At 56.2% G+C, this 18,792-nt stretch carries 27 protein-coding genes; 13 read left to right on the top strand and 14 right to left on the bottom strand.

Going from position 1 to position 18,792, the window contains the following annotated elements:
• Window positions 1-50 precede the first annotated feature (50 nt).
• From rppA to SynROS8604_RS08275, 5 genes are read left to right on the top strand one after another with little or no spacing between them, the layout of a single operon-like run.
• The gene (gene rppA, locus SynROS8604_RS08295; protein WP_115070524.1) at window positions 51-755 is read left to right on the top strand and encodes a two-component system response regulator RppA; all 705 of its coding nucleotides are present in this window, start codon (window positions 51-53) and stop codon (window positions 753-755) included.
• Window positions 755-2,122, top strand: coding sequence for a two-component system sensor histidine kinase RppB (gene rppB / locus SynROS8604_RS08290; protein ID WP_186543617.1), 1,368 nt, complete (start codon window positions 755-757; stop codon window positions 2,120-2,122). The genes rppA and rppB overlap by 1 nt, the downstream gene beginning before the upstream one ends.
• 60 nt (window positions 2,123-2,182) lie before the next feature.
• Entirely contained in the window at window positions 2,183-2,593 is a 411-nt protein-coding gene (locus SynROS8604_RS08285) for a DUF411 domain-containing protein (protein ID WP_115070381.1), read from the top strand.
• Window positions 2,586-3,341, top strand: a complete 756-nt coding sequence (locus SynROS8604_RS08280) for a MauE/DoxX family redox-associated membrane protein (protein WP_115070382.1) — start codon at window positions 2,586-2,588, stop codon at window positions 3,339-3,341. Before SynROS8604_RS08285 ends, SynROS8604_RS08280 begins: the two co-directional genes overlap by 8 nt.
• A complete protein-coding gene (locus tag SynROS8604_RS08275; RefSeq protein WP_330848514.1) occupies window positions 3,338-4,795 on the top strand; it encodes a multicopper oxidase family protein in 1,458 nt (485 codons plus the stop codon). Before SynROS8604_RS08280 ends, SynROS8604_RS08275 begins: the two co-directional genes overlap by 4 nt.
• A gap of 24 nt (window positions 4,796-4,819) precedes the next feature.
• Here SynROS8604_RS08275 and SynROS8604_RS08270 read toward each other — a convergent pair whose 3' ends face one another.
• Window positions 4,820-5,218, bottom strand: coding sequence for a MerR family transcriptional regulator (locus SynROS8604_RS08270; protein ID WP_186543616.1), 399 nt, complete (start codon window positions 5,216-5,218; stop codon window positions 4,820-4,822).
• Between the two features lie 113 nt (window positions 5,219-5,331).
• Here SynROS8604_RS08270 and SynROS8604_RS08265 point away from each other — a divergent pair, with 113 nt between their 5' ends.
• The gene (locus SynROS8604_RS08265; RefSeq protein ID WP_370586494.1) at window positions 5,332-5,961 is read left to right on the top strand and encodes a DUF305 domain-containing protein; all 630 of its coding nucleotides are present in this window, start codon (window positions 5,332-5,334) and stop codon (window positions 5,959-5,961) included.
• Between the two features lie 53 nt (window positions 5,962-6,014).
• Here SynROS8604_RS08265 and SynROS8604_RS15870 read toward each other — a convergent pair whose 3' ends face one another.
• A complete protein-coding gene (locus SynROS8604_RS15870; RefSeq protein ID WP_255445316.1) occupies window positions 6,015-6,140 on the bottom strand; it encodes a hypothetical protein in 126 nt (41 codons plus the stop codon).
• On the opposite strand from SynROS8604_RS15870, the gene SynROS8604_RS15865 reads away from it, so the two are divergent.
• Complete coding sequence (locus SynROS8604_RS15865; RefSeq protein WP_255445295.1) at window positions 6,120-6,209, top strand: DUF3721 domain-containing protein; 90 nt, start codon at window positions 6,120-6,122, stop codon at window positions 6,207-6,209. The genes SynROS8604_RS15870 and SynROS8604_RS15865 overlap by 21 nt on opposite strands.
• Window positions 6,206-6,475, top strand: a complete 270-nt coding sequence (locus SynROS8604_RS08255; RefSeq protein WP_131455619.1) for a hypothetical protein — start codon at window positions 6,206-6,208, stop codon at window positions 6,473-6,475. The genes SynROS8604_RS15865 and SynROS8604_RS08255 overlap by 4 nt, the downstream gene beginning before the upstream one ends.
• A 34-nt stretch (window positions 6,476-6,509) precedes the next feature.
• On the opposite strand, the gene SynROS8604_RS08250 is transcribed toward SynROS8604_RS08255, so the two are convergent.
• From SynROS8604_RS08250 to SynROS8604_RS08205, 10 genes are all read right to left on the bottom strand, one after another.
• Window positions 6,510-7,043 (bottom strand): DUF411 domain-containing protein, encoded by a 534-nt coding sequence (locus SynROS8604_RS08250; protein ID WP_185189735.1) that lies wholly within the window; start codon window positions 7,041-7,043, stop codon window positions 6,510-6,512.
• A 106-nt stretch (window positions 7,044-7,149) separates the two neighbouring features.
• On the bottom strand, window positions 7,150-7,377 hold the full coding sequence (locus SynROS8604_RS08245) for a hypothetical protein (RefSeq protein WP_186546085.1): 228 nt from the start codon (window positions 7,375-7,377) through the stop codon (window positions 7,150-7,152).
• 40 nt (window positions 7,378-7,417) lie between these two features.
• On the bottom strand, window positions 7,418-8,206 hold the full coding sequence (locus tag SynROS8604_RS08240; RefSeq protein ID WP_186543615.1) for a DUF3050 domain-containing protein: 789 nt from the start codon (window positions 8,204-8,206) through the stop codon (window positions 7,418-7,420).
• Window positions 8,207-8,210: 4 nt separating this feature from the next.
• Entirely contained in the window at window positions 8,211-8,678 is a 468-nt protein-coding gene (locus SynROS8604_RS08235; RefSeq protein ID WP_186543614.1) for a nuclear transport factor 2 family protein, read from the bottom strand.
• A gap of 28 nt (window positions 8,679-8,706) precedes the next feature.
• Window positions 8,707-8,988, bottom strand: a complete 282-nt coding sequence (locus tag SynROS8604_RS08230) for an MSMEG_0570 family nitrogen starvation response protein (RefSeq protein WP_186543613.1) — start codon at window positions 8,986-8,988, stop codon at window positions 8,707-8,709.
• A gap of 52 nt (window positions 8,989-9,040) precedes the next feature.
• Window positions 9,041-10,018 carry a sll0787 family AIR synthase-like protein gene (locus tag SynROS8604_RS08225; RefSeq protein ID WP_186543612.1) on the bottom strand — a complete coding sequence of 326 codons (978 nt, stop codon included), beginning with the start codon at window positions 10,016-10,018 and terminating at the stop codon, window positions 9,041-9,043.
• A complete protein-coding gene (locus tag SynROS8604_RS08220; RefSeq protein ID WP_186543611.1) occupies window positions 10,015-10,683 on the bottom strand; it encodes an MSMEG_0567/Sll0786 family nitrogen starvation N-acetyltransferase in 669 nt (222 codons plus the stop codon). Before SynROS8604_RS08220 ends, SynROS8604_RS08225 begins: the two co-directional genes overlap by 4 nt.
• 2 nt (window positions 10,684-10,685) lie before the next feature.
• Window positions 10,686-11,774: an MSMEG_0568 family radical SAM protein gene (locus SynROS8604_RS08215; RefSeq protein ID WP_186543610.1), complete on the bottom strand. Its 1,089-nt coding sequence runs from the start codon at window positions 11,772-11,774 to the stop codon at window positions 10,686-10,688.
• On the bottom strand, window positions 11,767-12,765 hold the full coding sequence (locus tag SynROS8604_RS08210; RefSeq protein WP_186543609.1) for a Nit6803 family nitrilase: 999 nt from the start codon (window positions 12,763-12,765) through the stop codon (window positions 11,767-11,769). Before SynROS8604_RS08210 ends, SynROS8604_RS08215 begins: the two co-directional genes overlap by 8 nt.
• 22 nt (window positions 12,766-12,787) lie before the next feature.
• A complete protein-coding gene (locus SynROS8604_RS08205) occupies window positions 12,788-13,270 on the bottom strand; it encodes an MSMEG_0572/Sll0783 family nitrogen starvation response protein (RefSeq protein ID WP_186543608.1) in 483 nt (160 codons plus the stop codon).
• A gap of 172 nt (window positions 13,271-13,442) precedes the next feature.
• On the opposite strand from SynROS8604_RS08205, the gene SynROS8604_RS08200 reads away from it, so the two are divergent.
• Window positions 13,443-14,750 (top strand): MSMEG_0569 family flavin-dependent oxidoreductase, encoded by a 1,308-nt coding sequence (locus SynROS8604_RS08200; protein WP_186543607.1) that lies wholly within the window; start codon window positions 13,443-13,445, stop codon window positions 14,748-14,750.
• Between the two features lie 640 nt (window positions 14,751-15,390).
• Here the strand turns inward: SynROS8604_RS08200 and SynROS8604_RS08190 are convergent.
• Complete coding sequence (locus tag SynROS8604_RS08190; protein WP_186543606.1) at window positions 15,391-15,780, bottom strand: hypothetical protein; 390 nt, start codon at window positions 15,778-15,780, stop codon at window positions 15,391-15,393.
• Entirely contained in the window at window positions 15,777-16,100 is a 324-nt protein-coding gene (locus tag SynROS8604_RS08185; protein ID WP_222930086.1) for a hypothetical protein, read from the bottom strand. Before SynROS8604_RS08185 ends, SynROS8604_RS08190 begins: the two co-directional genes overlap by 4 nt.
• Before the next feature lie 427 nt (window positions 16,101-16,527).
• On the opposite strand from SynROS8604_RS08185, the gene SynROS8604_RS08180 reads away from it, so the two are divergent.
• The 4 genes from SynROS8604_RS08180 to SynROS8604_RS08165 all read left to right on the top strand — a co-directional run bounded on the left by SynROS8604_RS08180 (window position 16,528) and on the right by SynROS8604_RS08165 (window position 18,703).
• On the top strand, window positions 16,528-16,785 hold the full coding sequence (locus SynROS8604_RS08180; protein ID WP_186543604.1) for a hypothetical protein: 258 nt from the start codon (window positions 16,528-16,530) through the stop codon (window positions 16,783-16,785).
• Window positions 16,786-16,811: 26 nt separating this feature from the next.
• A complete protein-coding gene (locus tag SynROS8604_RS08175) occupies window positions 16,812-17,012 on the top strand; it encodes a DUF3721 domain-containing protein (RefSeq protein ID WP_255444962.1) in 201 nt (66 codons plus the stop codon).
• Window positions 17,009-17,281 (top strand): hypothetical protein, encoded by a 273-nt coding sequence (locus tag SynROS8604_RS08170; RefSeq protein ID WP_186543602.1) that lies wholly within the window; start codon window positions 17,009-17,011, stop codon window positions 17,279-17,281. The genes SynROS8604_RS08175 and SynROS8604_RS08170 overlap by 4 nt, the downstream gene beginning before the upstream one ends.
• 372 nt (window positions 17,282-17,653) lie before the next feature.
• Window positions 17,654-18,703, top strand: a complete 1,050-nt coding sequence (locus SynROS8604_RS08165; protein ID WP_255444961.1) for a DUF1214 domain-containing protein — start codon at window positions 17,654-17,656, stop codon at window positions 18,701-18,703.
• Window positions 18,704-18,792: the final 89 nt, after the last annotated feature.

The raw sequence follows: 18,792 nt of genomic DNA, 5'->3' as shown, positions 1-18,792 counted from the left end.
GGCTGCGCGCACTAGGATCTGAGCCTCGTTGATCCGCCACGCTGATGCCCATGCGGATCCTGTTAGTGGAGGACGAGACGGATCTGGCGGGATCCATCCAGGCCGTTCTGCAGGACCACGGGCATGTGGTGGATCACTGCGTCAGCGGCCAGGACGCCTGGGTGCTGCTTGGCAGTGATCAGGCCCGCTATGAGCTGGGGATTTTCGATTGGATGCTCCCAGACCTCAGCGGCCTCGATCTGTGTAGGCGAGCGCGATCGCGGGGCCTGGAGCTGCCGCTCTTGCTGCTGACGGCACGCGGCGACACAGCCGATCGGGTCGAGGGGCTGGATGCCGGCGCGGACGACTATCTGAGCAAGCCATTTGCGATGGAGGAACTTCTCGCACGGGTACGGGCGTTGCAGCGGCGTCATCCCAGCTATCGCGCACCAGTCCTGGAAGCCGGCTGCTTCCGGCTGGATCTCGCCACGGGGCAACTGGTCGTGACAACAGCCACAGCTGAGATGAGTATTGAGCTGTCCACGAAAGAGCAGCAACTGATGAGCTATCTCATGGATCACCCAGGTCAGGTGATTTCAGGCTCTCGCTTGCGCAACCAACTGTGGAATCTCCAGCAAGATCCCATCAGCAATGTTGTTGCAGCTCAAGTGCGATTGCTGCGGCGCAAGCTTGCTGCTCATGGGCTTGCTTCCCCGATTGAAACCGTCCCGAGTAAGGGGTATCGGCTGAATCCGCACGCTGCGGTGTTGCTGTGATGACCATCCGAACGCCGGCGCATCGCCTGTTGTTTCAAGCTCGATTGAGGCTGGCGGGACTCTCCTTGCTGGTGATGGGTGCACTCCTATACGGCGCGGGTTTCGCGATGGGAAGGCTGTTGCTGCAGAGCCAGGAGAGTGCGATCCGACGTGAACTGCAGGCTCTTGCCGGAACCCTGCACGACAGTCTTAATCCTGTCCTGCCGCAGAGAGCCCGGCCCACATCCGCACTCGTTGCGGTTCTGCCGGGCCTCTGTATCGCAGGAGAGCCTTGCAAGGCACCAGATTCACTGGTTGAACGCCATGTAATCAGTGCCACTGATCCCGACCGCTACAAGCTGCGTGTTCTCGATCAAAGCGGTGCTCTGATCGCCAGCTCTCCCGGGACTCCGGAGGCTGTATCTCCAGCTGCGGATCAAGGTTGGCAGCTCACGCAAGAAGCATTCGGCCAGCGCTGGCTCACCTATTCCATCCATCTCCACCACTCCAACGGCAGCGGAGAACCGGTGTGGGGCTTCCTCCAGATTTCACGCAGCCTGAACGATCTCGATCGGGAAGCCCAACAGGTGTTGTGGTTGGGTCATGGTGTCTTTCTGAGTGCGCTCTTGGCGATCGGCGCGGCCAGCTGGTGGCTGGCTGGATTGGCGATCGCACCACTGCTAGAGGCCTATCAGCGTCAGGAGCAGTTCAGCGCTGACGTCGCGCACGAATTACGCACGCCTCTTGCCAATCTCTTGGCGTTGGTGGAGGCAGAACGCCCCACACGTTCCATGGTGGCTGAACAGCCGTCAATCCAGAGCTGGGATCGGGTGCTTGTCCAGGGCCGGCGCCTGCAGAACCTGATCGGCGACCTGTTGTTGCTCGCCAGCCTTGAACGACCCTGCGAGCGGGAGCCGGCAACGGTGTGTGATCTCGCCGAGATCACGGCCGATGTGATGGAGGATTTTTCAGAGACAGCTGCGGCTGCTCAGGTGAGCCTGATTCACACGTCATGGATGTCCAGTGCCAAGGTGCTTGGGGCGGAGACAGAACTCAGCCGGCTTGTGATCAATCTGCTGAGCAACGCGATGCAGCACAGCCCAGCAGGTGGCGCGATCGACGTCTCCCTGAAGCACCAGGGTCGCCATTTCCAGCTTTCAATCACCGACAACGGACCTGGCATCGCTGAGGAGATGCAGGGCCGAATCTTTGATCGCTTCACGCGACTGGATCCGTCTCGCTCACGCCTCCAGGGTGGCAGTGGGCTGGGGCTGGCCATCGCGCAAGCCATCGCCGTCCGCCATCGCGCAGCAATCCAGGTGCACTCCAGGACTGGATGCGGCAGCTGCTTCTCCCTGGAGATTCCGGCGGCTGAGCCACCCCATTGACTCTCCACCGACTGGAGTGTTTACGGTGGAAGCAGTCGCCGTCCTCCTGTGCCTCTGTTGATGCCTCCAGTCGCCGCCATACCTGTGCCTGCGGTGGTTTCCGCCTATCGCTCCCCAAGCTGTGGCTGCTGCAAAGGCTGGCTGGACCACCTCAGGCAAGCCGGCTTCACAGTGAAGGACTACGTGACGAGCAACCTTGCGAGCATCAAGCAGCGCTACGGCGTTCCACCTCAGCTGCAGTCCTGTCACACCGCCCGGATTGGGGGTTACACGGTTGAGGGTCATATTCCAGTGTCGGCGATTCAGCGGCTGCTGAAGGAACGCCCACAGGTGGCCGGAATTGCCGTACCCGGTATGCCGCTCGGTTCGCCCGGCATGGAATCACCGTTCAAGACAGAGAGCTACACGGTGTTCACCTTCACCGAATCCGGCCGGACCCAAGCCTTCCAGACGGTGGAGGGTGATGGCTAAGCCGGAACTCAGCGCTGTGCGTCTCTACAGGATGGAGACGCCCGAGCATGCCTGTCCGTGGGGGCAGCGCGCGCTTCAGCTCCTGCGCGCCCAGGGGATTCCGTTTGAGGATCATCCTCTGCGCAGCCAGGCGGAGGTGGAAGCCTTCAAGCATGCCCACGGTGTGACCACCACGCCGCAGGTGTTTGCCGGCGCGGAGCGCATTGGGGGCTACACCGAGCTGGCGAAACGGCTTGGTGTCACCGCGGAAACAGCAGAGGTGTCCTACGCACCAGTGATCGCTGTGTTCCTGAGCGCTCTGTTGATCAACCTGGCATTAGGGGGCGAAATCCGGGGCTACATGGGCCTGGCGATCTGCCTGTTGGCGATGCTCAAGCTGATGGATATTGCGGCATTCGCTGCAAGCTTCCGCAAATATGACCTGCTCACGCAGCGTTGGCAGGCCTGGGGAAAACTGTATCCCGCTGTTGAGCTATTGGTGGGACTTGGGATGCTGCAATCGGCCGAGAGTATGGGCCTTGAAGCTGTGATTGGCGTGACAGCAGTGCTTCTCGGTGTGATGGGCATGGTCTCCGTCGGCAAAGCCGTGTTCGTCGATCACCTGGCACTGAACTGTGCCTGCGTGGGCGGCAACTCCCGCACACCGCTGGGGGTGGTGAGCTTCGCTGAGAATCTGATCATGGGGCTGATGGGTTTGGCGATGTTGATTCAGCCAGTGATGGCTCTTGCTTCTGGGGGTGCGTTGTGATCAGCCGGCGCTCCTTTCTCGCCCTGGCAGCCGGTGGCACTGCAGCAGCCTCAGTCGCGGCTCTGCGCCATGGCTGGGACGCAGATCCACGGAGGAGCATCAACGCGGCGGCGACGTCGCCAGTGCGCTCTCAAGCTGGCCTGCTGGAGCTGGATCTGGTAGCGCAGGAAACGTCCATCAGCATCCCTGGCACATCAGGACGGGCACTCACCTACAACGGCTTACTCCCTGGCCCCCAGCTTGAACTGCAGCCTGGTGATGCGGTGCGGATCCAGCTGCACAACCGCCTGACTCAGCCAACGAATCTGCACTACCACGGCCTGCACATTCCACCCAGCGGAGCAGCCGACAATGTGTTCCTGAGGGTTGCTCCTGGCCAGCGACAGAGCTACAGCTTCTCCTTGCCGGACAATCACCCGGCGGGCCTCTTCTACTACCACCCCCATCACCATGGAACGGTGGCTGACCAGGTGTTTGGTGGCCTGGGTGGTGCGCTGCTGGTGAGAGGCGATCTCGATCGCATCCCTGAAGTGCAGGCGGCCCAGGAAGAAGTGCTTGTGCTCAAGGATCTTCCAGCCGCCAACCAGCGCTCCGGTTCTGGTGTGATGCTTGGCCGAGAAGGCTCGATTCTGAGCGTGAACGGCCAGGTGAAGCCCGAGCTGCAGGTTGCAGCCGGCGGCTTGCTGCGCCTACGCCTTCTCAACGCCTCCAATGCCCGCTTCTGGCGACTGGCGCTGGAGGGTCACACCATGCATCTGATTGCCACTGATGGTGGTGCACTGGAGCAACCACTGCCGTTGCAGGAGTTGCTGCTGGTGCCCGGCGAGCGTGCCGATGTGTTGGTGCAGGTGGCTCCCGAAGGTGGTCGGTTTCGCTTGAACAACCTCCCCTACAGGCGCCTGGGGCGCCCAATGATGGGCGGCATGGGTATGGGCATGGGTATGGGCATGGGTATGGGGAGAGCGGTGTCTGGCCAGGAACAAGCTGATGTCATCGCAACGGTGAGCACCAATGGCGTTGTAGCGCCGCAGCCTCTGCCGCAGCAGCTCTTAGCGGTGGAGGAGCTCCCCAGCCCGCTGCGTACGCGCCGATTTGTGATGAATCACGGCATGGCACCAGGCATGGGCATGGCCTTTTTGATCAACGGCCAGAGCTACAACCATGGGCGCATTGACACGCGCGTGCAATTGGGAGACACAGAGGACTGGGAGCTGCTGAACACAGGCGTGATGGATCACCCCTTCCATCTGCATGTGAATCCGATGCAGGTGATCAGCCGCAATGGCAGGCCTGAGCCCTACCGGGCCTGGCGGGATGTGGTGCTGGTGCGCCCTGGCGAAACCGTGCGCGTGCGCACCCGCTTCAGCGACTTTGCTGGCAAGAGCGTGTATCACTGCCACATCCTCGATCACGAGGAGCTCGGCATGATGGGCAACATCTTGATCGAAGCCTGAGCACTGCGCTGATCGCGCAACGCATCAACGGCCGCCGCAGCGCTCCCAGGTGTTCAACATCGTTTTGATCTCAGTCTCCAGCACCTTCAATTCATCCAGGCGCTCATGAATCTCGCTTAATTTTTCGCGCATCGTGGTCTTGAGATCACTGCAAGTACAGATTCCAGATCGCTGTGCCTGAATTACTTTTTTCACCAAATCAAGAGGCAAGTCCATGGCCCGCAGACGAAGGATTAGACTAAGATCGTCAAAAACAGACTCATCAAACAATCGATATCTGGAATCGGTACGTGATACTGGCAGCAATAAACCTTCATCACAATAAAAACGAATCGTTTTCACCGAAATGTTGCTTCTTGCAGAGACAACTCCAATCTTGAGTAGATCGCCAGGCGCTTTAGGCACGAAGGGTTGACTCTCCACTTACTGGAGACTCCACAATAGCGACGTGATTGTTCTTTCCATGCGTCGAATCGCTTTTGCTCTGGCCGCCATCTCGGCACTGCCCCCTCAAGTCGCATTGGCCCAAATGGACCATGGGATGCATCACCCAGCACCTGAAAAAACGAAAGAGGCTGCACCCCCCCCATTCCGGCAACCATCAGCACCATGCCCATGGCATGGGACCAGCAGGCAGCACCTACGACCTGCGCTTTATCGATGGCATGGTCGAGCATCACACCGGGGCGTTGCGGATGAGTGAGTACGTCTTCAACATCGGCGCCCCTGGGGTGGGGGCGTTGGCAAACAGCATCTGGAACGAGCAGGCCCGTGAGATCAAGGCGATGCGCCAATGGCGCAAAGCCTGGTATCCGGATGCACCGGTTTATCCCGTGGCATTGCGCCCTAACGGGGACCCCAACTCCATGGCAGATCTGGTGCGCATGAGTCCTGATGTGATTGCCGCGATGCGCATGTCGGGAACGAAGCCAACGCGCGACAACAGGGTGCAGTGGTTCTTAGAGGGAATGATTGAGCACCATGGAGGCGCACTTCAGATGGCCCATGAGGCTCGGCAAAACTCCACCAACCCCACCGTCCTTCGCCTGGCGCGCGAGATCATCGTCGCCCAGCGCAAAGAGATCATCGAACTCCGCAAGATGCTGCAAAGCGGAGGACTGAATAAGCCGGACTACTACAAATTTGATGGCCTTTTCGCGCTGTGAAAGCAATCACTTTTAATGCCTTCACCACAACGATGATGGGATGGATCTCCATCTCATTCGCCCTCGTCGCTGCTTTCGTTGTCCATCCCATGGCCAGCCATGCTCACAGCAAAGGCATCTACCAATCCAAAGCTGACGCGCAACAACGTGCCAGTGAGATTGGTTGCAATACGCTGCATCAGAACAACGGAAAGTGGATGCCCTGCGCAGATGAGCGTAAACTCCACCGCCAACTTCGCAAGCAATGAACCAACGACCGCTTTCACGGCGAGCACGCAAAGTTCACCGTTGGCTGGTTCCAATCGCCGCTGTTCCGTTGCTGATCACCGCAGGCACGGGATCTCTCTACAGCTTGCTCTTGGAGCAAGACATTGATGCCTTCTGGCTGCTGAAGATCCACACCGGGAATTTCGGTGTTCTGAATCTTCAGCCCGTCTACCCAATGCTCTTGGGTGGGCTCACCGTCATCGTCACAGTTTCGGGTGCAGCGATGCTGTTAAAACCATCGCGATGACCCCCGTTCCCCGAAGCGGTCTCCCTGAAACCGCTTAATAACGCGCGAAGACGGAGGTTGTTCCGTCATGGGCAATGGCAAGCACCTCGAAACGTTCAGCCTCGACGCCAGCCACCTCCATCCCGGGAGAACCCATTGGCATCCCTGGAACTGCCAGACCTCGGATATTGGGCCGTTCTGTCAAAAGACGCTGAATCGCAGAAGCGGGCACATGCCCTTCGATCACATACCCCTCCACAACCGCGGTATGGCAAGAAGCTTGTTGTGGGCTGATGCCACGCGCTTTCTTCACGGCATCCATGTCCTCGGTGACATGGTCCTCAATGCGGTATCCCGCTGAAACGATGTGGGATCCCCATGACGTACAGCAACCGCAACTCGCCGATCGATACACCGTCATCTGAGGCCCGGTCGCCCCACTGTTGACGGGCATCGCAGCATCCCCTTTCACATCACCATGCGCCTCAAGCGGTTGACTCGCTGAAAGCAGCGAGACGACTACAAAGGCTCCAACCAAGCTCTGTCGCACGGCAGCTGAACACAGATGCGCAAAACGCGAAGCGTTCATGGATTCCTCAATGCAGCGAATTGAATCGACTCTCCGCATTATCGCGAGTTGCTCATAAACACACCCAGTTGCACAAAATTCCAGGGACAACTCGGGGACCAGCCCTTCAGACCTGTTCCAACAACTGGAAGCCAAGTGGCAGCAGCGGCCAGAAACCCCAGCGCTGATCAGCAGGATTCACACAAGCTCCAGCCACCCCGCTCCCCATTAATGCATTGATTCTGCAGAGGAATGGATCAGGCCAGGGATAATCACTCCAGCGCAAAACAGCACCATCAAGGATCACCGCAAACCAGACGGGTAAAAATCGCAGCCAATACGAACCCAGTGCCAATACGTCAAACAGGCCGCCTTAGCCGTCACGGTGTTTGGAGTTAGGTCAGACCAGAACAGAGTATTTGTGAAGGTTCGCTGCTGGATCGATTGATCTGCGTCCTCTCCCGAAGCTTGGTGTTAATTGCATCCCAGAACGCAGCCCGATCGGCGTGCACCTTTTGACGAACTGATTGAACCTGTGCATGAGCAGCAGGATCGGTTCCAGCAAGAGTGAGAACCATCGATTCCGCTAGAGGTCCATGGCTTTCGCCATCAAGGGCAATGTGACGTTCGAGGTACCAGCGCAACGTTGGACATGGCAGCGCCAACACGCTCAGGCGATCAAGAAGACCTCGAAATAAATCCGGAACCAACAGCTCCCGGCCATAGGCAAATGCCGTTGCCAGGGCATGGATTTCACCGTCTGCGATCAACGCCTGCGTTCTGCGCATGAACCGCGCGGAGGGCGCAGGAATCCCTTCGTGGAGAAGTGCGCTGGCCAGATCGCCGCCTGCAGCTTTTTGGAGGACTGCATCGATCACTGTGGTGTCAGCCCCGATTTCCCCCATTGCACGGCGGTAGATAGCGAAATGGGACAGATGCAGCGGTCCTCCGAGGCTGTCGGGCAGCACATCACATTCCTCTTCTCCTACAAGGGTGTTGATCAAGCCCGCAATCTGCGGGTGGGAAGGCGGTACCCAGGGCACACCGCATGGAGCCAGTTGCTGCTGCAAAGCCTTGAGCAGCAGCATGAAATCCCACACCGCAAACACGTGGTGTTCCATGAACAGCTGGAGATCCGCCATCGTGAGGATCGCCTGCGGCAGCGGGTGGTGATTCAGCTCCATCCGCTCAGAGACCCAGCTCCGTCAACCCTGGGAAATCATCGGGCCTGGGGCCATCACTCCAGGTGAAAAGACGGTCGCTCTCCCCGATCGGCACATCGTTGATGCTGGCTTCACGCCGGGACATCAAGCCGTTCTCGGCGAATTCCCAGTTTTCATTGCCATGGGCGCGGAACCACTGGCTTTCGGCGTTGCGCCACTCGTACTGGAAGCGAACAGCGATTCGGTTGTCGCTGCAGGCCCAGACCTCCTTGATCAATTTGTAGTCCAGTTCCTTGGCCCATTTGCGCTGTAGGAACGCCAAGATTTCAGCTCGACCTTGAATGAATTCACTGCGGTTCCGCCAAAGGCTGTCTTCGGTGTAGGCGAGTGAAACCTTGACGGCATCTTTGCTGTTCCAAGCATTTTCCGCCATGCGCGCTTTCTGGCGAGCGGTTTCAAGGGTGAACGGGGGGAAAGGGGGTTTTCCAGACATTGAAGGCAGCTCAATAAAAAAGTGATAATTAGGTCAGTGGTCCAGTCACACGAACGGTGTCATCGGAGCTGTAGCGGGAGATCCATTCACGCAGCTGAGATTCCTCCTCATTGGTGCGAGTGCAGGCAAAGCCATAACGGGTGCGAACGCGTTCGGATGCTTCGCGAAGGGCTTCAACGCCACGCGACTCAAGCTCAGAAACCAATAAGGAATCACCGGGTTGGAAATAATCAAGGATCACTGTGGAAGGTGAGTACAACGTGCTGATTTGTCCGTCTGGCCACTCCAGTTGAAAACGAACTTCAGGCATCGATTACAGCCGAATTGATTGATTTTGCACGGTAACTTTGCCAATGGCTGTCTCATCGAACACAGCCAAAACCAGTGAGCGCATGACTGCCATCCCAGAAGCGATGTATCGCCCCGGAGTGCTGCAACAGCACACTGCAATCACCCTCCGCAAAATCTCCAATTCGGCAGCAAATCAGTGTCGGATCGCTCGCCATCATCTGCTCAAGGGCTGGAGTGCGCGTTGGATCAACAGCCAGGAGGTATCCAAAGCTCGGAAAGCAAGTAAGCCAGGTCTCGTTGAGGACGTCACCAGGACCTTCCACAGCATCCAGATCAAGGATCAGTTGATGCCCGCAGGCTTCGGCAAACATCACCGCGGTGCCAGTGATTCCTCCCATGCTGATGTCCTTGGCGGCGTGTATATGTTGTGCTGCGGCCAGAACAGGCAGCAGTGCGAGCTGGCTACGAAGACGCTCGGGAGGGGCATGGGTTGCTGCATCCCAGAAGGGGTAGTGGCGATAAAAGCCTCCGGCTTGATTCACCAGCATCCAAAGCTCATCGCCGGGACGTGCTGCGCGAGCGGACAGAATGGGACCATCCGCCACTCCTAGAACGGAAACAGAGAGCGCCTGGTAGGAGCTCTGCTGGTTGGAGTGACCACCCACCATTGGCACACCAAAGCGATCGCATGCGAATTGCATTCCCTCCATCAAGGCACTCATGCCTTCCGCGCCGGTGCTCCAGACACTGTTCACCAGAGCCAGAGGACGGCCACCCATGGCGGCGATGTCGCTGAGGTTGACCAAGACCCCACTCCAGCCGGCAAACCATGGGTCCTCTTCAACAAGTCCGGGATGAATCCCCTCACAGGCAAGCAACAGTTGACCTTCCTGAGCGGGCAGCACAGCAGCGTCATCACCAAGCATCCCGGCCAATCCCAGTTGCGGAAAAGGCTGATGGCAAAAGGTGGCAGCGGCCGAGCGAATATCGCTCTTCGCCCATAGGCCACTGGACTTGCTCAAGGCGTTCACAAGGCCCAAGTTATTCACGCCACAGCTGTTGGATGATGCGAGGCGACTGGCCGATGCTCATGTGAGGGCAGGTAATAGTCGAGATCCGCTTGCATCAGGTGGTGGCGGATGCCCCGGATCTCAAGCTCATCAATCGAGGTCCAATGCAAGCGGCGGAAAAAGCGGACATTTTGAATCTGCACCGTGGCGAGGAAACGATCACATCCCCAACCATTGGCACTGGTTACAGCTTTCCAGATCAATCCCTTCCCAATTTGGTTATGACATCGGAAGTCGGAATGCACACCGAGACGACCGCCGTACCAAAGTCGCGGTTCCGTCTCCACAATCCGAACCACGCCGATCACATCGGTTTCAGCAGCATCGTCATGCTCTGGATCTGAGCTGTGATGCAAGGCTGCAATTGGATAGGCGATCGCATCGAGCTCATCACGATCTGAGTCTTCAAATACATGCTGCTCACTGCAGAAGATGCCGCGCCGCAACGACCAATATCCCTGAATCAGTGACGAATCAGGGCGAAGAAGATGAAAGGTGAAACGCTCGGAACATGCCGTGGGGGATAGGCGGAAATCATCGGCATCGATGCCGATGCCACTGCGCACAGACGGCGTGAACAGATGTGGTGCGGAGCTGATGCTGCGGCCAATGCCGCAGCTGCTGGGATCAAGACACGAAACCATGACTACGAAGCCTTCTCGAACAGAGAGAGCGCCGAGCAAGCGCCGCATTTGGCACAACCGGCGGACATCTGCTCGGAGCGCAGATCCCCCGCTTTCAGCATCGCAGCAATACCCTGATAAACCTCAACCATGAAAGAGCTGTCTGGTGATGGATGGTTCTCAAGTGGTGTTCCAGAGATCGGAACAAAGGGCACCACAAAGGGGTAGACCCCGAGTTCAATCAGGCGACGACTGCAGGCCAGCAAGGCCTCTTTGCTGTCACCCAGTCCGGCCAACAGATAGGTCGATACTTCACCGCGACCGAAGACCGCAACGGCATCGGCGAATGCTTCGTAGTAGCGCTCAAGACTGAGCTCCGATTTCCCAGGAAGGATCCGACGCCGTACATCAGGCTCAACCACCTCGAGGTGGATACCGAGACTGTTGATTCCAGACTCCTTCATGCGTTGGTACCAGCTCGGATCCTCCGGCGGTTCACATTGGCCCTGGATTGGGATATCGACCCGACGTTTGACCGCTTCAGCGGTTTCAGCCATCACACGAGCACCGCGATCATCACTATTGGGCGTTCCGGTGGTCATGACCAACTGCTTGATCCCGTCCAATCGGACGGCAGCTTCTGCCACCTCCGCGACCTGATCGGGAGTTTTGCGAATCAAGGCACCATCGTCGATCGACTGTTCAATAGCGCAGAACTGACACGACTGGGATCGATCTCGGAAGCGGATGCAGGTCTGCAGCAGCGTGGTCGCCAGCACATCCTTGCTGTGCAGCAAGGCAATCGATCGATAGGAGATTCCGTCGGCTGTGCTCAAGCCATAAAACTCTGGCTCTCGTGGGGTTGTGATCTCTGCAGACCATGGTTGCTCGGGTCCCTCGATCGCAAGAACATCACCAGAGGATGCAAGCTTGTAGGGAGAGGATGCGGAAGCATCGTTGTAGACGGGCACCATCACGGTGGTGCCGTTGAGATCCAAGGCACGGTGATCGGAGGGACCTGCACCTCCCCGTCGTCCAGGGTTTCCCTTTAAGGAGTCAACCCGAACCCCATGCACCTGCAGTTCAGTGACCAGGCGACCAAGATCAGACATGGTTCAGCGTCTCCATCGATGACAGGCCATCAGGAGCCGAGGCTGGAATCAACGGAACTGATGATGTGGTCATGTCTTGAAAGGGAACCGCAGGCGTGCTGTTGATGTGTAGAGACAGCAGTTCGGGACGGCTGTAATGGCCGACGCTGTCCATCATCCGTTTGCGCTTGGTGATCAGTGCAAGATCCAGATCGGCGATCGCCATCCCTTCACCATCAGGCAGGGGACCAGCCAGATAACGGCCTTCAGGGCTGATCACAGCGGTGTGACACCCCCCTTGAAACGCCTTATGCAAACTCGTTTCAGGCGTAATTGATGCATAGTCATCGGGGTCGAGCCAGCCGGTGGAACAGATCACGAAACACCCGGCTTCCAGAGCGTGATGACGCATGGTGACGGCGGTCTGTTCGCTGAAGATCGGTCCCACCAGCGAACCGGGGAACTGCGCGCAGTGGATCTCCTCCCCTTGAGCCATCAATGCGAAACGAGCAAGTGGGTTGTAATGCTCCCAACAGGCCAGGGCTCCAATCCGAGCCAATGGCGTCGGAACCACCTTCAGGCCTGAGCCGTCCCCTTGGCCCCAGACCATTCGCTCGTGATAAGTCGGTGTGATTTTTCGCCGCTTGAGAACCAGCTCGCCGCAACTGTTGAACAACAGCTGTGTGTTGTAAAGCGTTCCACCATCACGCTCGTTGACGCCCAACAAAACCTGCATGCCGTACTGACGGGCAGCAGCAGCAACGGCATCGGTGACAGGGCCTGGAACCACCACGGCCTGCTCGTACAAAGCCAGATGGGATCGCCCCATCAAGACCGGAGGTTCGACAAATGAAAAATAAGGGTAATAGGGCAGAAACGTTTCAGGAAAAACGATCAGCTCCACACCCTCAACTGCGGCTTTGGCTATGGCATCCAGCACCTTTTGGAGAGATCCATCCAGGCTGAACAGCACGGGACGAATCTGCGCAGCAGCAACTTTGACTATGGTCACAGTGGAGAATCTCCGGAAATAATCAGAGCGTCCAGGTATCAAGAATGAAGGCGTTTTCTTTACGGTGCATCAAGACAATGTCGAGAACATCAAGTGGATTCACGGGTGTGATTCCAGGCATCAATGCTTTTTCACCATGGCCATACAGGGCCTGCAAGGCAAACCGACAGGCATAGACTTTTCCGCCCTGATCCATGAATTTTTGGAGGCGGGCATTGAAGTTCAGATGACCATCAAAAGCTGCATCACCAAGCTTGGGGAAGCCGCGCATCACCCCCAGGGTGACGCCAGGACCGTAGAGCAGAACAGAGGTTTCAAAGCCCTTATTGATCAGACGACTGGCTTGGAGCAAATTGACTAGCCCAATGGAGCCCTCGAAGGCCACGGTATGGAATGTGACAAGAGCTTTCTCTCCAGGCTCGGCTTTGACATCAGGAAAAACTTTTTCCTCGTAATCAACAAGGAAGTCGCCGGGCTGGTTGGCTGGACGATCTACAGCAGGCATGTAAAGTTTTCACAATCAATTTAATAGTGACTCCATGGCCATCATCCGTGATGTGTCTAATGCAACCAAATCTTCAAAAGGAGTAAATAGCTTGATTGGCAATTTAGTGCTTTTCGCTACAACGTTTAAGCCTATTCTGAAATGATTTTTTCTAGATTATTTTCATATTTTTATGCAAGTGATTTTGGAATCCAAGTCCTCACCGCAGCGCCGCTCCGTAGTGGTTATCGGTGCCGGCCAAGCTGGCTTGTCGGCCAGCTATGAGCTGCAGCAACAAGGGATACGACCGCTTGTTCTTGAAAAAAACCGTGTGGCACATGCTTGGGATCAACAACGCTGGGATTCCTTCTGCCTTGTAACGCCGAACTGGCAATGTCGTTTACCCGACTTCCCCTACAAAGGAGATCAGCCCGACGGCTTCATGGGCAAGGCGTCGATTGTGGATTATCTGCAACGCTTCGCTCAGCATGTCAATCCTGATCTCCGCGAGGGAGTGTCCGTCACCCGATTGACACCCATCGTGAACGGCTATCGGCTCGACACTAGTGAAGGAGTCATCGAGGCGGATCACGTCATCGTTGCCACTGGGGGTTATCACATTCCCCGTCGTCATCCATTCGCCGAACGTCTACCAGCTGCTGTGCAGCAATTGGATGCTCGGTCTTACCAAAACCCTGAGGCACTCCCAGATGGTCCAGTGCTGGTCGTCGGCAATGGCCAATCGGGCAGCCAGATCGCTGAAGACCTGCACCTTGCAGGACGTACGGTGCATCTAAGTGTGGGTCGAGCGCCACGATCTCCCCGCCGCTATCGCGGCAAAGATGTTGTGGATTGGTTGGACCGCATGGGCTATTACGCCATGCCGATCAGCGATCACGCTGATCCACGATCCGTACGAGACAAGACCAATCACTACCTCACTGGGCGAGACGGCGGACGTGAGATTGATCTCCGTCATCGGGCCATGGAAGGCATGCATTTGCATGGCCGGCTGTCGACCATTTTCAGCGAATACATCGGTTTCGCTGATGACCTGGCCACCAATCTCGATCAAGCCGATTCGGTGTATTGCCGCATTCGATCCAGCATTGATAGCTGGATCGAACAAGAAGGTATCGATGCACCCGTTGAGCCGGCGTATTCGCCCTGTTGGCAACCCTTACCCATGGCAGACCCTGGGATTGATTTGAAGACACAGCCGCTTGCTGCTGTGATCTGGTGTACGGGATATCGCAGCGATTTCAGCTGGATTGATGCGCCCGTTTTTGATGGGAGTGGTGTCCCTGCCCATGATCGCGGGGTCACCAAAAGCGCCGGCTTGTATTTCATTGGTTTGCCATGGCTCCATACCTGGGGCTCAGGGCGCTTCTGTGGAGTTAGCGATGATGCGCGTTATCTCGCCAGGGTCATCAGCCAGCGTTTGCAGCGACGCGATGCCTCCCAAGAAAGACTTGAGTGCACGGCAATCCTGGGGTCATAGAACCTGAGACTGAACCCATCAGAGCCAATCAACAGGAAACGCATTCCAAGCCAGCTTCAATAAACCGCCAGGGCTTCGATGCCTCAGTTACACACCATCCAGCCCAGTTGCACAAAATATCAGGGATGATGTAAGGAGAAGCCCCTCAAATCTGTTCTAACAACTGGGAGCTAATTGGCAGCAGCGGCCAGAAACTCCAGCGTTGATCAGCAGGATTCACACCAGCTTCAGATACCACGCTCCCCATCAATGCAGTGATTCTGCAGACGAATTGATCAGGCCAGGGGGAAAGCACCAACCGCGGCACAAAACAGCACCACCCGCTCAGCCGTTTGCTGCCACCTCATCAACAGCACAAACGCGACCAACACCAGGCTGAACTCAGACCCGCCGCGGATTCCCGTTTGCCAAAGAACTGCTCAAGATTGCGGGTTCACTGTTGACAGGATGCTTATTCGCTGGAAGGGGGCTCGGTCCTATCGCTATGTGCTGATCACCCTGGAAGTGTCACCACTTTTGTAATGGGCTCTAAGAACTATTAACCCCACAACAAACACGGTGACACTGGTTGTTGCTCACGACCCCGTCTCGTCCCCATCGAGATATGCATCCCTTTTCAGCGGCGTTTCTATTTATAGGTTCACTTCCAATTGGGGAGAATCTTTGACCAGGCCCAATAGATCACCCATATGAGGGCGAAGAAACTGATGGTGGGTAGTGGAGCCTTAATTAGGAAGGCCAGTAGCAGACCGCCAAACAACAAAAGCGAGAACGTCGTGAGCGAAGCATCGAGTGGCGTCCGAAAGAAATAGCCACGCATCCAGGCTTTATTGAATTGAAGTCCGTAGCTGTATTGATACGCCCTGCCCTCCGAGTCCACCCTGATATTCCATGGCTTGGGTCCGTCCATGTAGGGGAGCCGACCACCGCGAGCGACGCAGGACTCGCAAATCGCCTTGGCGGTTGACTCATTGAGTCCTGGTGGCGATTTGACCTCAGTACCGCAAAAAACACAGTTCAGGTGCGTCAACGTTTCGACCTCCCGATTCCGTAGCCAACAGCTTGCGCGATTGCACCTCCGAGGGCCCCCGCACTGATTGAGTCAATGTCTTTGTCTTCCAGGTTCTTGGCAAGCGGGAGCAGGAATGCGATGCCAAGCATTGCCACTACGCCCATCAGCACTACATCTAGGTAAGGCTGATTACGGTTGACTTGCACTAAGCGGCTCTCTTTCTTAGTCGGAGCTGCCTTGGAGTTCAGCTCTCGTTCGATCCGTTCGAGTTCCTTTTGTGGGTCGCTGTCAGTCATTGAGCCCAAGCGCAGGGTTGGGGGTAGCGGTGATAGATCCATGCATGACCAAAGTTCATAAGTACCTGCCTTTTCACTGTCTTCCCAATCGAACTAGAGCACATCCACAATTTGGGGGATTTATTTCCAAGCCTTCAATTCGAAGCTTGGAGTTTTGAGAGAAGTGCAATGACCTCACAAGTACCCAGCCTTATCAGACCTACTTGAGGCTCGAATAGTTGCCCATAGTCATGCCTAGTTGCACAAAAATTCAGGGACAACTCAGGAACATACCCCCTAAATCCACTGCTATCAAATACGTTTAAGTGGCAGCAGCGGCCAACAGAGCCAGCGTTGGTCGGTTTTCGTTATGGAACCGGATTGAGTCACGCAAACACAGAAATCCAACTGTCATTCATTCCACTTAAATTACCTGGCATGACTGAGCATTCGACGATCTTGGTCATGTTGAGGACAGTCGACATGTTTCATGAGTGATCACACCGATCAAAGATTGACCGCGCGGGAAATGGTTCGGGCGCATGCCTACACGGTTTTGGCATTCATCAGCAGCATCAGCTTGCTGTCAAGCGCCATTCTTTTGATTCCACAAGCCGTTAAGACCCATCGCTACAACCGTTGCGTCGATGCGCAGGTTGCTTTGCGTGTGGCGATCAACCCCAAGGGGCTAACAACTCCCGGCACAATGAATTACCTCAAGGCCGTTGAACACTGCGAAGGCCTCTGAATTTGATGATTAAGACCGAGTCATGGATGTCAGTTGCGATCGCTCTGGTGGCAGTCTTTGTAGGGAGCAGCCCAGCGCTTGCCCATGGCAAAGGCCTTTACTCCACTGAGGCCGAGGCTCAGGCGCGAGCCGATGACATTGGCTGTACAACCGTCCATCAAAACAATGAGAAATGGATGCCTTGTGCGGATGAACGAGAACTGCACCAACAACTACGCAAGCAATGAAACCGGGAGTCCAGACCCAGCGAAAAGCACGACGCATCCACAGGTGGTTGGTGCCGCTTGCTGCTCTACCGCTTTTGCTTACCGCGAGCACAGGCTCGCTTTATAGCCTTCTTCTTGAGCAAGGAATTGATGCCTTTTGGCTCCTTAAAGTCCATACCGGGCAGTTTGGCTGGATCAATCTCCAACCTGTTTATCCAATGCTGCTGGGGGTGCTCACCATCTTGGTGACAGTGTCAGGGCTTGCCATGCTTTTGAAACCCTCCAGGTAAGAGCGATCGCTTAGTTGTGAGATCAATAGCTTTTAATACAGATGCATTGCTGCAAAAAGAAAAGCAAAAACTGCCGTTGATCTAATCGGGTTCAGACGAATCCAACGGCGGAAGTTAATTCTTGGAGCAGTGGATTAATCGATGTCTTAGGTCCGTGATGGTGCCAGTAGCGGCAACTTGGGACCAGCTTGAGTCTTTTGCCGAGCTGCCTTCAATGGCATTCATAGGGCCACCACCAACACCTCGAGACGTAGATGATCAAACCCAAATGTGAATTGAGCTGTCCATAACAAAGACGGTGAAATCAGTCGGATAGCTGCAAAAATATTCCAATCAGGGAGCCAAACCGCGCTCTCCTCAAGAATTTCTGAGATGTCTCACCGCCTTCGTCGTTTTCTCTGTCTCCTGCCTCTGCTGACTCTGTGTCCAATCGCAGCAGCGCAGGAAACTGTCGAGTCGTACTTGAGGGAGTATCCGAATCAGGAACAGGTCAAGATGATGAACACTTGGCTGGAGCAAAACGAGAAGGGGAGCTTCAAGTTCACCGGTTTGGTGGATCCCAGCGACACGACGGTGGTTACGCCTCAAGCCACTGTTGACTACGGCTACAACTGGTTTTCGATCTCAGACGGCCCGGCGATTCTCACAACGCCGACTTACGACAAATTCCTGTCGGTGTCGGTCTTCGATATGAAGCACAACGTGCCGGCTGTGATCACCAACCCAGCAAAGCCGATCCTGCTCAAGCGACCAGGCCAGGCGGTTCCTGCAGGTGACTTTGAGGTGGTCGAGCTTGAAACGGATCAGGGTCTTGTGCTGACCAGGATGGTGGTTGTCGACAACCTTGACGCCGTTGTCGCCTCCCGTAGCCAATTCCAGTTGCAGGGTGGTAAGGGAGACATGCAGCGTGAGGTCCAGCAATTCAGTTCAGAGACAACACAGAACGCCCAGGCCGTGATCGATACGGTGATCTCCTATCTCAACCCGGACGAAGCTTTCGGTCGGGTCAGCGGCGACATCAGCTTCCTGGACCTCGCAGCCGGAGTCAAGCTGGGTCAACTAGGAACGCCAGCGGACACGGTTCGGTACGGCGCGATCATGGTCGACGACACTGGCGCACCACTTCGAGGTGAGGCGACCTACACCCTGACGGTGCCCTCTGGTCTCTACAACTCAGGCGGCTACTTCTCAGTGACCCTCTACGGAACCGATAACAAACTGCTGATCCCAAACGATCTGAAGATCTACGATCAGACCACATTTTCCTCAGAGCCGAACCAAGACGGCACAACAACCATCACGCTGAGTCCTAGTGGGGGTGGAAAAAACGGAATTCCCACCGGCAAAGACTTTTATGGAGTCCTTCGTGCGTACGTGCCAGCCCCTGGAGCGATCATGAAAGTGAAGGTCCAGAAGCAGTAATGAAAAACGGTTAAGACAGCTGCTTCTTCAGGAACGACGAATCGAGCGGCACAATCATGCCGTTCGAAAACTGGATGCAGGTGCTGCAT

The sequence above is a fragment of the Synechococcus sp. ROS8604 genome, assembly GCF_014279655.1.
Taxonomy (GTDB): domain Bacteria; phylum Cyanobacteriota; class Cyanobacteriia; order PCC-6307; family Cyanobiaceae; genus Synechococcus_C.
The sequence above is the reverse complement of the archived record's forward strand: the minus strand, read 5'-3'. Positions and strand labels throughout refer to the sequence as shown.

What these genes read in the sequence shown, in the direction of transcription:
- SynROS8604_RS08205 (WP_186543608.1), bottom strand. Translation starts at nt 13,270, where the DNA reads ATGCCTGCTGTAGATCGTCCAGCCAACCAGCCCGGCGACTTCCTTGTT.
- rppB (WP_186543617.1), top strand. Translation starts at nt 755, where the DNA reads ATGACCATCCGAACGCCGGCGCATCGCCTGTTGTTTCAAGCTCGATTG.
- rppA (WP_115070524.1), top strand. Translation starts at nt 51, where the DNA reads ATGCGGATCCTGTTAGTGGAGGACGAGACGGATCTGGCGGGATCCATC.
- SynROS8604_RS08230 (WP_186543613.1), bottom strand. Translation starts at nt 8,988, where the DNA reads ATGCCTGAAGTTCGTTTTCAACTGGAGTGGCCAGACGGACAAATCAGC.
- SynROS8604_RS08250 (WP_185189735.1), bottom strand. Translation starts at nt 7,043, where the DNA reads ATGAACGCTTCGCGTTTTGCGCATCTGTGTTCAGCTGCCGTGCGACAG.
- SynROS8604_RS08265 (WP_370586494.1), top strand. Translation starts at nt 5,332, where the DNA reads ATGGGATGCATCACCCAGCACCTGAAAAAACGAAAGAGGCTGCACCCC.
- SynROS8604_RS08170 (WP_186543602.1), top strand. Translation starts at nt 17,009, where the DNA reads ATGAAACCGGGAGTCCAGACCCAGCGAAAAGCACGACGCATCCACAGG.
- SynROS8604_RS08235 (WP_186543614.1), bottom strand. Translation starts at nt 8,678, where the DNA reads ATGTCTGGAAAACCCCCTTTCCCCCCGTTCACCCTTGAAACCGCTCGC.
- SynROS8604_RS08240 (WP_186543615.1), bottom strand. Translation starts at nt 8,206, where the DNA reads ATGGAGCTGAATCACCACCCGCTGCCGCAGGCGATCCTCACGATGGCG.
- SynROS8604_RS08285 (WP_115070381.1), top strand. Translation starts at nt 2,183, where the DNA reads ATGCCTCCAGTCGCCGCCATACCTGTGCCTGCGGTGGTTTCCGCCTAT.
- SynROS8604_RS08200 (WP_186543607.1), top strand. Translation starts at nt 13,443, where the DNA reads ATGCAAGTGATTTTGGAATCCAAGTCCTCACCGCAGCGCCGCTCCGTA.
- SynROS8604_RS08215 (WP_186543610.1), bottom strand. Translation starts at nt 11,774, where the DNA reads ATGTCTGATCTTGGTCGCCTGGTCACTGAACTGCAGGTGCATGGGGTT.
- SynROS8604_RS08180 (WP_186543604.1), top strand. Translation starts at nt 16,528, where the DNA reads ATGAGTGATCACACCGATCAAAGATTGACCGCGCGGGAAATGGTTCGG.
- SynROS8604_RS08280 (WP_115070382.1), top strand. Translation starts at nt 2,586, where the DNA reads ATGGCTAAGCCGGAACTCAGCGCTGTGCGTCTCTACAGGATGGAGACG.
- SynROS8604_RS15870 (WP_255445316.1), bottom strand. Translation starts at nt 6,140, where the DNA reads ATGCAGCGTATTGCAACCAATCTCACTGGCACGTTGTTGCGCGTCAGC.
- SynROS8604_RS08165 (WP_255444961.1), top strand. Translation starts at nt 17,654, where the DNA reads ATGTCTCACCGCCTTCGTCGTTTTCTCTGTCTCCTGCCTCTGCTGACT.
- SynROS8604_RS08255 (WP_131455619.1), top strand. Translation starts at nt 6,206, where the DNA reads ATGAACCAACGACCGCTTTCACGGCGAGCACGCAAAGTTCACCGTTGG.
- SynROS8604_RS08175 (WP_255444962.1), top strand. Translation starts at nt 16,812, where the DNA reads ATGTCAGTTGCGATCGCTCTGGTGGCAGTCTTTGTAGGGAGCAGCCCA.
- SynROS8604_RS08220 (WP_186543611.1), bottom strand. Translation starts at nt 10,683, where the DNA reads ATGGTTTCGTGTCTTGATCCCAGCAGCTGCGGCATTGGCCGCAGCATC.
- SynROS8604_RS08185 (WP_222930086.1), bottom strand. Translation starts at nt 16,100, where the DNA reads ATGGATCTATCACCGCTACCCCCAACCCTGCGCTTGGGCTCAATGACT.